11 protein-coding genes are annotated in these 13,111 nt (G+C 72.2%); all 11 read left to right on the top strand.

Translation table 11 applies throughout. From position 1 onward, the window contains the following. Window positions 1-4 precede the first annotated feature (4 nt). Genes O7R11_RS03660 through ftsA form a run of 11 tightly spaced genes read left to right on the top strand, consistent with a single transcriptional unit; the run spans window position 5 to window position 13,096 of the window. A complete protein-coding gene (locus O7R11_RS03660; RefSeq protein WP_337996130.1) occupies window positions 5-1,477 on the top strand; it encodes a UDP-N-acetylmuramoyl-L-alanyl-D-glutamate--2,6-diaminopimelate ligase in 1,473 nt (490 codons plus the stop codon). Then, window positions 1,477-2,889, top strand: coding sequence for a UDP-N-acetylmuramoyl-tripeptide--D-alanyl-D-alanine ligase (locus O7R11_RS03655; protein ID WP_337996129.1), 1,413 nt, complete (start codon window positions 1,477-1,479; stop codon window positions 2,887-2,889). Before O7R11_RS03660 ends, O7R11_RS03655 begins: the two co-directional genes overlap by 1 nt. A 13-nt stretch (window positions 2,890-2,902) precedes the next feature. Beyond that, window positions 2,903-3,991, top strand: coding sequence for a phospho-N-acetylmuramoyl-pentapeptide-transferase (gene mraY, locus O7R11_RS03650; protein WP_337996128.1), 1,089 nt, complete (start codon window positions 2,903-2,905; stop codon window positions 3,989-3,991). Window positions 3,992-4,007: 16 nt separating this feature from the next. Further along, window positions 4,008-5,408 carry a UDP-N-acetylmuramoyl-L-alanine--D-glutamate ligase gene (gene murD / locus O7R11_RS03645; protein ID WP_337996127.1) on the top strand — a complete coding sequence of 467 codons (1,401 nt, stop codon included), beginning with the start codon at window positions 4,008-4,010 and terminating at the stop codon, window positions 5,406-5,408. Further along, window positions 5,405-6,523, top strand: a complete 1,119-nt coding sequence (locus tag O7R11_RS03640) for an FtsW/RodA/SpoVE family cell cycle protein (protein WP_337996126.1) — start codon at window positions 5,405-5,407, stop codon at window positions 6,521-6,523. The genes murD and O7R11_RS03640 overlap by 4 nt, the downstream gene beginning before the upstream one ends. Beyond that, window positions 6,520-7,641, top strand: a complete 1,122-nt coding sequence (gene murG / locus O7R11_RS03635) for an undecaprenyldiphospho-muramoylpentapeptide beta-N-acetylglucosaminyltransferase (RefSeq protein ID WP_337996125.1) — start codon at window positions 6,520-6,522, stop codon at window positions 7,639-7,641. The genes O7R11_RS03640 and murG overlap by 4 nt, the downstream gene beginning before the upstream one ends. Beyond that, window positions 7,638-9,062 (top strand): UDP-N-acetylmuramate--L-alanine ligase, encoded by a 1,425-nt coding sequence (murC, locus tag O7R11_RS03630; RefSeq protein WP_337996124.1) that lies wholly within the window; start codon window positions 7,638-7,640, stop codon window positions 9,060-9,062. The genes murG and murC overlap by 4 nt, the downstream gene beginning before the upstream one ends. After that, the gene (gene murB, locus O7R11_RS03625) at window positions 9,059-9,997 is read left to right on the top strand and encodes a UDP-N-acetylmuramate dehydrogenase (RefSeq protein WP_337996123.1); all 939 of its coding nucleotides are present in this window, start codon (window positions 9,059-9,061) and stop codon (window positions 9,995-9,997) included. The genes murC and murB overlap by 4 nt, the downstream gene beginning before the upstream one ends. Further along, complete coding sequence (locus O7R11_RS03620) at window positions 9,994-10,923, top strand: D-alanine--D-alanine ligase (protein WP_337996122.1); 930 nt, start codon at window positions 9,994-9,996, stop codon at window positions 10,921-10,923. The genes murB and O7R11_RS03620 overlap by 4 nt, the downstream gene beginning before the upstream one ends. Beyond that, the gene (locus tag O7R11_RS03615) at window positions 10,911-11,801 is read left to right on the top strand and encodes a cell division protein FtsQ/DivIB (RefSeq protein WP_337996121.1); all 891 of its coding nucleotides are present in this window, start codon (window positions 10,911-10,913) and stop codon (window positions 11,799-11,801) included. Before O7R11_RS03620 ends, O7R11_RS03615 begins: the two co-directional genes overlap by 13 nt. After that, complete coding sequence (gene ftsA, locus O7R11_RS03610; protein ID WP_337996120.1) at window positions 11,798-13,096, top strand: cell division protein FtsA; 1,299 nt, start codon at window positions 11,798-11,800, stop codon at window positions 13,094-13,096. The genes O7R11_RS03615 and ftsA overlap by 4 nt, the downstream gene beginning before the upstream one ends. The last annotated feature ends 15 nt before the right edge of the window (window positions 13,097-13,111 follow it).

Here is a 13,111-nt window from a genome sequence, read left to right as displayed (position 1 = left end):
GCCGATGCGCCTGAGCCGCCTCATCGCCGCCGGCCGCGCCACCGACCCCGCGCTTTCCATCCGCGGCGAGACCGCCCGCGAGATTTCCGCCATCGCGCTCGATTCCCGCGCCGTCGCGCCGGGGTCCCTGTTCGCCGCGGTCAAGGGCGCCGCCGCCGACGGCCGCGACTTCATCCCCCAGGCGGTGGCCGCGGGCGCATCCGCCATCCTGGCGCCGATCGACACGCCCTCCTACCGCCTGCCCGAGGGCGTCACCGTGCTGGCGAGCGCCAACCCGCGCCGCGTGCTGGCGCACCTCGCCGCCGCCTTCTTCGCGCCGCTGCCCAAGGTTCTCGCCGCGGTCACCGGCACCAACGGCAAGACCTCGATCGCCGAGTTCACCCGCCAGATCTGGGCCGCCGACGGCTGCGCCGCGGCGAGCCTCGGCACCCTCGGGCTGATCTCGCCCGCCGGGCACACCCCGGGCAGGCTCACCACGCCGGACGTGGTCTCGCTTTACGCCGGGCTCTCCGGGCTGGCCGCCGCAGGCGTGGACCACGTGGCGCTGGAGGCCTCGAGCCACGGCCTCGACCAGCGCCGCCTCGACGGCCTGACGCTCGCCGCCGCCGCGTTCACCAACCTGACGCGCGACCACATGGACTACCACGGCACCGAGGAGGCCTACTTCCAGGCCAAGGCGCGGCTGTTCGACACCATTCTGCCCGAGGGCGCGACCGCGGTGATCAACGCCGACGCGCCGCAGGCCGCGGCCTTGCGCGCCATCGCCCGCCGCCGCCATCTCAAGGTGACGGATTACGGCACCACGGCGCAGACCCTGCGCCTGGTGCGCAGCTTCGCCACGCCCGAGGGCCAGTCGCTGGAGGTTGCGCTGTCCGGCCGGGTCACGCGCATCGCGCTGCCGCTCGCCGGGGCCTTCCAGGCGATGAACGCGCTTGCCGCGCTCGGCCTCGTCCTCGCCTGCGGCACCGAAGAGGCGGCGGCGCTGGCGGGCCTCGCCGAACTGAAGGGCGCGCCCGGCCGCCTGGAGCGCCGCGCCCTGCGCGGCGACGGCGCGGCGGTCTATGTGGACTACGCCCACACCCCGGACGCGCTGGAGACGGTGCTGATGGCGCTGCGCCCGCATGCGGCGAGCCGCCTGATCGTGGTGTTCGGCTGCGGCGGCGACCGCGACCGCGGCAAGCGCCCGGTGATGGGCGGGATCGCCGCCCGCCTCGCCGACCGGGTGATCGTCACCGACGACAACCCGCGCTCCGAGACCGCCGCGGCGATCCGCGCGGAGATTCTCGCCGGGTGCCCGCAGGCGGAGGAAATCGGCGACCGCGCCGCGGCGATCGAGGCCGCGATGGCGGAAATGAAAACCGGCGACCTGCTGCTGGTCGCGGGCAAGGGACATGAAACCGGGCAGATCGTCGGAACGACGGTGCTGCCCTTCGACGACCGTGCGGTAGTCGATGCATTGGCTGGGGAGCTGTGGTGATGGTGAAATCGTTGTGGACATCGGCGGCGCTGGAAAAGGCCCTGGGCGGCAAGTCCTCGGCCGGCTTCGCCGCGGCCGGCGTATCCATCGACAGCCGCAGCGTCGCCCCCGGCGACCTCTTCATCGCGCTTGCCGGGCCGTCGCACGACGGCCACGCCTTCGTCGCCGACGCCTTCAAGGCCGGGGCGGCGGGCGCGGTGGTGCACAAGAGCGGCAAATATCCCGGCCCGGTGATCCGCGTGCCCGACACCATGGCGGCGCTCACCGCCCTCGGCGCCGCCGGGCGCGTCCGCGCCAAGGCGGCGCGCGTCATCGGCGTCACCGGCAGCGTCGGCAAGACCGGCACCAAGGAGATGCTGGGCGCGATCCTCGCCGCGCAGGGCAAGGCCCACGTCAGCCAGGGCAGCCACAACAACCATTGGGGGGTGCCGCTCACCCTCTCCCGCCTCCCCGCCGACGCCGCCTTCGCGGTGCAGGAAATCGGGATGAACCACGCGGGCGAGCTTGCCGCGCTGACCCGCATCGCACGCCCCGACGTGGCGGTGATCACCACCGTCGGCCCGGCGCATCTGGAATACTTCGCCGACCTCGCCGCCATCGTCGCCGCGAAGTGCGAAATCTTCGAGGGCCTGACGCCGGGCGGCGCCGCGGTGCTGCCGCTCGACCACGGCTTCTTCGGCGACATGGAGCGCGCGGCGAAGGCCGCAGGCGCGGGCAACGTCATCACCTTCGGCGTCAAGGAAGGCGCGGACCTGCGCCTTCTCTCCGCGCGCGTCATCGCGCTGCGCACCGAGGTCGAGGCGGAGATCGGCGGCCAGGCGGTCGCCTTCTCGCTGCCCTTCGTCGGCGCGCACTGGGGGATGAACGCGCTCGCCGCGATCGGCGGCGCGATCGGCGCGGGAGCGGACATCGCGGCCGCGCTGGATGCCCTGGAGCACATCGAGGTTCCCGCCGGGCGCGGCGCGCTTTCCGAGGTTCCCTGCGCCGACGGCGACTTCGTGCTGATCGACGAGAGCTACAACGCCAATCCGCAGTCGATGACCGCGGCGATCGACGCGCTCGCCGCGGTCGCCACGATGCGCCAGCTCTTCGGCACCGGGCGCGCCTTCGCGGTGCTCGGCGACATGTTCGAGCTCGGCCCCACCGCCAAGGCGCTGCACGCCGCCGTCGCCGCGCAATTGAAGGCCAAGGAGATCGACCGCCTGTTCGCCGCGGGCGGCCTGATGAAGGCCGCCTTCGACGCCGTGCCGGAAAAGATGCGCGCCGCCCATGCCGAAACCGCCGACGCGCTGATCGCGCCGCTGCTGGCGGAGATCCGCGCGGGCGACGTGGTGATGGTCAAGGGGTCGCACGGCATGCGCATGGACCGCATCGCCGCCGCCCTCAAGAACCCCACCCGAAAAGCCGAGTGAAGGGGATCGCGCCATGCTCTACCACCTGCTCTATCCCCTGGCCGACCAGTACCAGATCTTCAATCTGTTCCGCTACGTCACCTTCCGCACCGCGGGCGCGGTGCTCACCGCGCTGCTCTTCGCCTTCGTCTTCGGCCCGGCGATCATCCGCACCCTGCGCCGCAAGCAGGGGCGCGGCCAGCCGATCCGCACCGACGGGCCGGAAACCCACCTGCTGACCAAGCAGGGCACGCCGACCATGGGCGGCATCATGATCCTGATGGGGGCCGGGCTTTCCACCCTGCTGTGGGCGAAGTGGGACAACGGCTACATGTGGTCGGTGCTGCTGGTCACCATCGGCTTCGGCGCCATCGGCTTCTACGACGACTACATGAAGGTGACGAAGCGCAGCTCCGCCGGGTTCTCGGGCAGGAAGAAGCTCGCCGCCGAGTTCGGCGTCACCCTGTTCGCCGCGCTGTGGATGGTCTACCTCTCCGCCGACGACGTGCGCACCGGCCTCGCCGTGCCGTTCCTCAAGGACGTGATGGTCGATCTCGGGCTGTTCTACGTGCCCTTCGCCATGGTGGTGATGGTCGGCGCGGGCAACGCGGTCAACCTCACCGACGGCCTGGACGGCCTCGCCATCGTGCCGGTGATGATCGCCTCCGCGGTGTTCATGATCATTTCCTACCTCTCCGGCCACGCGGTGTTCGCCAACTATCTGCAAATCCACCACACCCCGGGCACCGGCGAGCTGGCGGTGTTCTGCGGCGCGATGGTCGGCGCGGCGATGGGTTTCCTCTGGTTCAACGCGCCGCCCGCGCAGGTGTTCATGGGCGACACCGGCTCGCTGGCGCTCGGCGGCGCGCTCGGGGCGATTTCGGTGGTGACCAAGCACGAGCTGGTGCTCGCCATCGTCGGCGGACTGTTCGTGCTGGAGACGGTTTCGGTGATCGTGCAGGTGGCGAGCTTCAAGCTCACCGGCAAGCGGGTGTTCCGCATGGCGCCCCTGCACCATCACTTCGAGAAGAAGGGCTGGGCCGAGCCCACGGTGGTGATCCGCTTCTGGATCATCGCGATGATCCTCGGCGTGATCGGCCTGACCACGCTGAAACTGCGGTAAGGGAGAAAGCGCGGCGATGATTCCGCTCGGCGCATTCCAGGGACGGACCTTCGTCATCGCCGGACTCGGCAAGTCCGGCCGTGGCGCGCTCGCCGCGCTTTCCGCGGCGGGGGCGAAGGCGTTCGCCTGGGACGACGACGCCGAGTCCCGCGCCCGCGCCGGGGCGCACGCGCTCCCCGCCATCGCCGCCATCGACTGGAGCGGCATCGACGCGGTGATCTGGAGCCCCGGCATCGCCCACACCCTGCCGAAGCCGCACCCGCTCGCCGCCGCGGCGCGCGCCGCGGGCGTGCCGCTCGTCTGCGACGCGGACCTCCTGGCCCGCGCCAAGCCGGACTGCGTCTTCATCGGCGTCACCGGCACCAACGGCAAGTCCACCGTCACCAGCCTGATCGCCCACGTCATCGCGTCTTCCGGGCGGCCCTGCGCCGCGGGCGGCAACCTCGGCACCGCGGCCCTCGACCTGCCGGACCTGCCCGCGGGCGGCGTCTACGTGCTGGAGCTGTCCTCCTACCAGCTGGAACTGGTGCCGTCCCTGCGGCCCGACATCGCGGTGCACCTCAACATCAGCCCCGACCACCTGGAGCGCCACGGCAACCTCGCGGGCTACGTCGCGGCGAAGGCCCGGCTGTTCGACCACCCCGCCGCGGGCGGCGTCGCCATCGTCGCCACCGACGACGCGGACTCCCGCGGCATCGCCGCCGCGGTGCAGGCGCGGGCGGACTGGCGCTTCCTGCCGGTGGCGACCGAGGCGGTGGCCAAGGGCGGCGTCTACGTGCAGGCCGGGCACCTCATCGACGCGGCCGAAGGCACGCCGGAGCACATTCTCGACCTCGCCGAGGTGCCGGTGCTGACCGGCCGCCACAACCACCAGAACGCCGCCGCCGCCTATGCCGCGGCGCGCGCCGCCGGGGTTTCCGTCGCCGCGGCGGTGGCGGGCCTGCGCACCTACCCCGGCCTCGCCCACCGCCAGGAGCGGGTCGGCGAGGCGAACGGCGTGCTCTACGTCAACGACAGCAAGGCGACCAACGCCGACGCGGCGGAAAAGGCGCTCACCGCCTACGACACCCTGTTCTGGATTCTCGGCGGTCAGGCCAAGGCGGGCGGCATCGCGCCGTTGCGCCGCCATTTCCCGCGCATCGTCAAGGCCTACCTGATCGGCGAAGCGGCGGGGCAGTTCGCCCGCACCATCGGCGACGCCATCCCCTGCGAACACTGCGGCACCCTCGATGTGGCGACCGCGCGCGCCCGCGCCGAGGCCGAGGCTTTCGCCGCCGCGCACCCCGGCAGCCGCCCGGTGGTGATGCTCTCCCCCGCCTGCGCGAGCTGGGACCAGTTCGCCAGTTTCGAGGCCCGCGGCGACGCCTTCCGCGCCATGGTGCGCGACATCGCCGCCGCGGCGGGAGGCGCATCATGAGCGCCCGCGGCTTCACCCGCGCGGATACCAGCATCCTCGGCCGCTGGTGGTGGACGGTGGACCGCTGGACGCTGGGCGCGCTCGCCATTCTGATCACCGTGGGGATGATGCTGATCGTCGCCGCCGCGCCGATGAAGAAGGGGGCGGACGCCTTCCACTTCGTGATGCGCCAGGGAATGTTCGTGCCCCTCGCGCTGGCCCTGATCTTCTGGCTGTCGCTGCAAAGCCCGAAGACGGTGCGCCGCGTCGCGGTGGTCGGCTTCGCCGTCGCGCTCGGCCTGATGGCGCTCACCCTGCTCGCCGGGCACGAGGTCAAGGGCGCCACCCGCTGGATCCGCATCGCCGGGTTCTCGCTGCAACCCTCGGAGATGATGAAGCCCTGCTTCGTCGTGGTCACCGCGTGGATGCTCTCCGCCCACCGCGAGGACCCCACCTTCCCCGGCATGCACATCGCCATCGGCCTCTTGGGCATAGTGCTCGGCCTGTTGATTCTCCAGCCGGATTTCGGCATGAGCGTGGTCGTCGCCGCCATCTGGTGCGGCCAGCTGTTCCTCGCCGGGCTGCCGATTCTGTGGATCGCCGGGCTGGCGCTGCTTGCGGTCTCCGGCGGCGTCGGCGCCTACTTCGGCCTCAGCCACGTGCAGAGCCGCGTCGATCGCTTCCTCGACCCCGCCGCCGGCGACACCTACCAGATCACCAAGGCGCTACAGGCCTTCCAGAACGGCAACCTGTTCGGCCGCGGCCCCGGCGAGGGCCGGGTCAAGGAGGTGCTGCCCGACGCGCACACCGACTTCATCTTCGCGGTGGCGGGGGAGGAATTCGGCATGATCCTCTGCCTGTTCCTCATCGTGCTGTTCGCCTTCATCGTGCTGCGCGGCTTCTTCCTCGCGATGAAGGACGACAACCTCTTCGTGCTGCTGGCGGTGGCCGGTCTGCTCGCCGAGTTCGGCATGCAGGCGTTCATCAACATGGGTTCCAGCCTGCATCTGATCCCGACCAAGGGGATGACCCTGCCGTTCATTTCCTACGGCGGCTCGTCGCTGATCGGCATCGCCGTATCCATGGGCGCGGTCCTCGCGCTGACCCGCAGACATCCGGGACGGGGGGACGCATGAGCGCCGCAATCGATCCGAAACGCATCGTTCTCGCCGCCGGGGGCACCGGCGGCCACGTCTTCCCCGCCGAGGCGATGGCCGAGGCGCTGCTCGGGCGCGGCTACGACCTCGCGCTGCTCACCGATGCGCGCGGCCAGGCCTACGGCGGCGCGCTCGGCCGCCTGCCCACCTATCCGCTGCGCGCCGGCGGCATCGCCGGGCGCGGCGTGCTGCGCCGCATCAAGGCGGTGGCCGACCTCGGCGTCGGCGTGCTGCAGGCGCGCCGCCTGCTGGCGGAGCTGAAACCCGCGGTGGTGGTCGGCTTCGGCGGCTATGCCTCGATTCCCGGCATGGTCGCGGCGATCCGCCGCGGCGTGCCCACGGTGATCCACGAACAGAACGCGGTGCTCGGCCGCGCCAACCGCCTGCTCGCGCCGCACGTCAGCCGCATCGCCACCTCGTTCGCCGAGGTCGCGGCGCTGCCGCGCGCCGCGCGGGTGGAACTGGTGGGCATGCCGGTGCGCCCGGCGATCGCCGCGCTCGCCGATGCGCCCTTCCCGGCCTTGAGCGAAGACGGCCTGATCGAAATCCTGGTGATCGGCGGCTCGCAGGGCGCGACCGTGCTCTCCCAGGTGGTGCCCGCCGCAATGACCGCCCTGCCCGCCGCGATGAAGGCGCGCATCCGCCTCAGCCAGCAGTGCCGCCCGGCGGACATCGAGGCGGCGCGCGCCGCCTATGCGGACAGCGGCCTTGCGGTGGAGCTCGCCACCTTCTTCGACGACGTGCCGCAGCGCCTCGCCCGGGCGCATCTCGCCATCGCGCGCGCCGGGGCCTCCACGGTGGCGGAGTTCACCGCCGCCGGACGCCCGGCGATCCTCGTGCCCTATCCGCACGCCATCGACGACCACCAGACCGCCAACGCCCAGGCGATCGCCGAAAAGGGCGGCGCCTGGCTGATGCCGCAGGACGCCTTCACCGCCGAGTCCCTGGCGGCGCGCCTGGAAACCCTGTTCGCGCAGCCGCGCACCCTGGAAAGCGCCGCCGCCTGCGCCCGCGCCGCCGGAACGCCGGACGCCGCGGCGCGCCTGGCCGACCTGGTCGCCGCGCTGCCGCCCGAAACCGAGGAGACGAAGCGATGAGATCCCTCCCGCTCGACATCGGGGTTCTGCACTTCGTCGGCATCGGCGGCATCGGCATGAGCGGCATCGCCGAGGTGCTGCACAACCTCGGCTACACCGTGCAGGGCTCCGACCTCTCCGACGGCGCAAACGTGCAGCGCCTGCGCGGCCTCGGCATTCCGGTGCGCCTCGGGCATACCGCAGAAAACCTCGGCGACGCCCGCGTCGTGGTGATCTCCTCCGCGGTCAAGCCGAGCAATCCCGAGGTCCAGGCGGCGCGCGCCCGCCTCGTCCCGGTGGTGCGCCGCGCCGAGATGCTGGCCGAGTTGATGCGCCTCAAGTGGGCGGTGGCGGTGGGCGGCACCCACGGCAAGACCACCACCACCAGCCTGATCGCCAACCTGTTCGTTTCCGCCGGGCTGGACCCGACGATCATCAACGGCGGCATCATCAACGCCTACGGCACCAACGCCCGCCTCGGCGCCGGCGACTGGACGGTGGTGGAGGCCGACGAGAGCGACGGCACCTTCACCAAGCTGCCCGCCACCGTCGCCGTGGTCACCAACATCGACCCCGAGCACCTGGACTTCTACGGCGACTTCGAGGCGGTGAAGGCGGCGTTCAAGACCTTCGTCGAGAACGTCCCGTTCTACGGCTTCGCGGTCCTGTGCATCGACCATCCGGAGGTGCAGGCGCTGATCCCCAAGGTCTCCGACCGCCGCCTCATCACCTACGGCTTCAGTCCGCAGGCGGACGTGCGCGCGGTCAACCTGTTCTTCGATGCGGCGGGCGCGCACTTCGACGTGACGATCACCAGCCGCCGCAGCGGCAAGGTCACCGCCTGCGAGGGTCTTTCCGTCGGCATGCACGGCGAGCACAACGTGCAGAACGCGCTGGCCGCCGTCGCGGTGGGCCACATGCTGCGCTTCGGCCCCGACTGCATCCGCGCCGCGCTTTCCTCCTTCAGCGGGGTGAAACGGCGCTTCACCAGGACCGGCGAGGCGCACGGCGTCGCGGTGATCGACGACTACGGCCACCACCCGGTGGAGATCGCCGCCGTCCTCAAGGCGGCGCGCCAGGTGGCGGGCGAACACCAGGTGGTGGCGGTGGTGCAGCCGCACCGCTACTCCCGCCTGCACGACCTGTTCGAGGATTTCTGCACCTGCCTCGCCGCCGCCGACCGGGTGTTCGTCGCCGACGTCTACGCGGCGGGCGAAGCGCCGATCGAAGGCGTCTCCCGCGATGCGCTGGTCGAGGGGCTGCGCGCCCGCGGCCACCGCCACGCCGAACCCCTGCCCGGCCCGGAAGCCCTGGCCACGGCGGTGCGCGCGGTGACGCAGCCGGGCGACCTGGTGGTCTGCCTCGGCGCGGGCAGCATCAGCCAGTGGGCCAACGCCCTGCCGGCGCAGCTCGCCGCCCTGCCCGAGGGAGGCAACCCATGACCGCCGCGATCCGCCGCCTCGAGTCCCTGGCCGACATCCTGCCGCGGGTGCGCGGCCGCATCGCCCTGGACGCGCCGCTCGCGCCGATCACCTGGTTCGGCGTCGGCGGCTGCGCCGATGCGCTGTTCAAGCCCGCGGACTTCGCCGATCTCGCCGCCTTCCTGGCGCGGCTGCCCGACGAGGTGCCGGTCACCGTGCTCGGCGTCGGCTCCAACCTGCTGGTGCGCGACGGCGGCGTGCGCGGCGTGGTGATCCGCCTCGGTTCGGCCTTCGCCAAGGTCGCGGTGGAGGGCGAGACGGTGCGCTGCGGCGCCGCCGCGCTCGACACCGCCGCCGCCCGCGCGGCGCAGAAGGCGGGGCTTACCGGGCTGGAATTCCTCTCCGGCATTCCCGGCGCCGTCGGCGGCGCGGTGGCGATGAACGCGGGCGCTTTCGGCGGCGAGGTCAGGGAGGTGCTGGTCAAGGCGACGCTGATGGACCCCTTCGGCTTCCGCCACGTGCTCAACCCCGACGACCTCGGGCTTTCCTACCGCCATTCCGACATCCCCGAAGGCTGGGTGGTGCTGGAGGCGAGCTTCGCGGCGCGGCCCGGCGACGCGGCGGCGATCGCCGAAAAGATGGAGGCGATCCGCGCCGCGCGGGCGGATGCCCAGCCGCAGCGGGTGCGCACCGGCGGCTCCACCTTCGCCAATCCGCCCGGCGCGAAGGCGTGGGAGCTGGTGGACCGCGCGGGCTGCCGCGGGCTTGCCGTCGGCGGCGCGATGGTCTCGGAGAAGCACTGCAATTTCCTGATCAACACCGGGTCGGCCACGGCCCGCGACATCGAAACCCTGGGCGAGGAAGTGCGCCGCCGCGTCAAGGCCGCGACCGGCGTCGATCTCGCCTGGGAAATCCGCCGCATCGGCGAACCCCTGCCCGAGGAGACCGCCCGATGAGCGCCAAGGCCAAGCACGTCACCGTTTTGATGGGCGGCTTCTCCGCCGAGCGCGAGGTCAGCCTGACCTCCGGCGCGGCCTGCGCCGCGGCGCTCGCGGCCGCGGGCTACCGCGTCACCACCCTCGACGTGCGGCGCGACGCCGCGGCGCTGATCGCGGGCATCCCCAAGGATACCGACGTGGTGTTCAACGCCCTGCACGGCCGCTTCGGCGAGGACGGCTGCATCCAGGGCATTCTCGACATCATGGGCATTCCCTACACCCACTCCGGCCGCCTCGCCTCTGCGCTCGCCATGGACAAGCCGATGGCCAAGCACGCGTTTTCCGCCGCGGGGATTCCGGTGGCCGCCGACCTGCTGGCCGACCGCGAAACCCTCAACGCGGGCGACCCGATGCCGCGCCCCTACGTGGTGAAGCCGTTCAACGAAGGCTCCAGCGTCGGCGTGCGCATCGTCCGCCCCGGCGACAACACCGAGCTCTACACCGCCGCCGCCTGGCCCTACGGCGAGAAGGCGATGGTGGAGGAATACATCCCCGGCCGCGAGGTCACCGTGGCGGTGCTCGGCGACCGCGCGCTCGGCGTCACCGAGATCCGCCCGGCCCAGGGGTTCTACGACTACGCGGCGAAGTACACCGAGGGCAAGGCGGTGCACATCTGCCCCGCGCCGCTGCCGCCCGCGCTCACCGCCCACATCTGCGACCTCGCGGTGCGCGCGCACGCGGTGCTGGGGTGCCGCGGCGCGTCGCGCGCCGACTTCCGCATCGACGAGACCGACCCGGCGAAGCCGCGGGTGGTGATTCTCGAGGTCAACACCCAGCCCGGCATGACGCCGCTCTCCCTGGTGCCCGAGCTCGCCCGCCACGTCGGCATGAGCTTCGAGGACCTGGTGTCCTGGATGGTGGAGAACGCCCGATGCGACGCTTGATCCCCTTCCTGCCGGAGAAGCCGCCGCGCTCCGCCCCCGCCAAGCGGGCGGCGGCGCGCAACGCGCGCATCTCGTGGCGCAAGCGGCTTTCCGCCGCGGGGCTGGCGGCGGCCCTGTCCGCGGGCTTGAGTCTCGCCGCCTTCGTCGCCGTTTCCGACAGGCCGGTGCGCGCCTGGCGCGCCGCCGAGGCCGGGGCGCTGGCCTGGACGGCGCGGCGCGGCCTGGTGATTTCCGACATCCAGGCGGTGGGCCGCCAACGCACCGGCGGCGAAGACCTCTTGCGCGCGCTCGGCGTCGGCCGCGACACGCCGATCCTCGGCCTCGATCTGGTGGATGCCAAGCGCCGCGTCGAATCCCTGCCCTGGGTGGCGCATGCGGAGGTGGAGCGCCTGCTGCCGCACACCCTGCGCATCGTGATTTCCGAGCGCGTGCCGGTGGCGATCTCGCAGAACGGCGGGCGCTCGGTGCTGATCGACGCCACCGGCACCGAGATCGTGGCGGTCGCCGCCCAGGCCGCCGGGTTGCCCATCGTCACCGGCCGCGGCGCGCCGCAGGCGGTGGCCGCCCTGCTCGCCGAGATCGCCCCCTTCCCCGAGATCGCCGCCCGCGTCAAGGCGGCGGTGCGGGTCGGCGACCGGCGCTGGGACCTCAAGCTCGACGCGGTGGAAGGCGGCATCGAGGTGCGCCTGCCGGAAACCGGCTCCGCCGCCGCGTGGGGCCGCCTCGCCGAACTCGACCGCAAGCATCGCCTGCTCTCCCGCGACGTGGCGCTGATCGACCTGCGCCTGCCGGACCGCATGGTGGTGCGCCTCGCCAACGGCAAGACCCTGCCGCCGCCGGACCTCGGGCAACCGCGCAAGGGAGGGCGCAGCGCATGAGCGAATCCGCACGCCGCGACATCCTCGCCGCCCTCGACGTCGGCTCCACCAAGGTGACCTGCTTCATCGCCCAGGGCGAGGGCGCGGAGATGCGCCTCTTGGGCATCGGCACCTACCGCTCCACCGGCCTGCGCCACGGCGTGGTGGTGGACATGGACGCCACCGAGGCCGCGGTGGGCAACGCGGTGGACGCGGCGGAGCAGATGGCGGGCACCCGCATCGAGCGGGTCATCCTCGGGGTTTCCGGGGCGCAGATCCGCTCGCACCGGGTGAAGGCCGAGGTCTCGGTAGCGGGCCACGCCATCCAGGCCGCCGACGTGGTGCGGGTGATCGACAGCGCCTCCTCCGCGCTGCGCGACGCCGAGGACAAGGCGGAGGTGGAAAGCGTGCCGGTGCACCGCATCCCGGTGGGATTCGCGGTGGACGGCGGCGCGGGGGTGAAGGACCCCACCGGCATGTTCGGCGAGACCCTCTCGGTGGACGTGCTGCTCGCCACCGCCGCGCCGGGGCCGGTGCGCAACCTGGAAACCGCGATCGAGCGGTGCCACCTGGGAGTGGAGTCCCTGGTGGTGTCGGCCTATGCCTCCGGGCTGTCGTGCCTGGTGGACGACGAGCGGGACCTCGGCGTCACGGTGATCGACATGGGCGGCGGCACCACCTCGGTGGCGGTGTTCCTGGAAGGCTACGTGGTGCACGTGGGGGTGCTGCCGATCGGCGGCCAGCACGTCACCAACGATATCGCCCGTGGGCTTTCCACTCCGGTCGCCTCCGCCGAACGGCTGAAAACCCTCTACGGCCACGCCCTGCACGCGCCCGCCGCCGACCGCGAGATGCTGGAGGTGCCGCTGATCGGCGAGGATGAGGACGGGCAGAGCAACCAGGTGCCGCGCTCCATGCTCACCCAGATCATCCGTCCGCGTTTGGAGGAGACCTTCGAACTGGCGCGCGAACACCTGGAGACCGCCGGTCTCTTCGCCGCCGCCGGACGCCGCGTGGTGCTGACCGGCGGCGCGAGCCAGTTGAACGGCGCGCGCGACGTCGCCGCGGAAGTGCTGCAGCGCCAGGTGCGCCTCGGCCGCCCGATGGGCCTCAAGGGCATGGCGGACGCCGCCGCCGGGCCCGGCTTCGCGGCATGCGCCGGATTGTTGCGTTACGGCATGACGAGTTTGCCGTTCGACCGCGGGCTTGAGCGTTTCCGCAAGCCCTTCGCCACCGGCGAGTCCGGGTCGCCCCGCGCGGCCCGCCCCGCCAGCCGTCTAGGGAGATTGGGACAATGGTTTCGACAGAATTTCTGAACCCGCCGCCGGAAG

The sequence above is a fragment of the Oleispirillum naphthae genome, assembly GCA_027864655.1.
Lineage (GTDB): Bacteria > Pseudomonadota > Alphaproteobacteria > Rhodospirillales > Rhodospirillaceae > Oleispirillum > Oleispirillum naphthae.
This window is presented reverse-complemented; position numbering and strand designations above follow the sequence as displayed.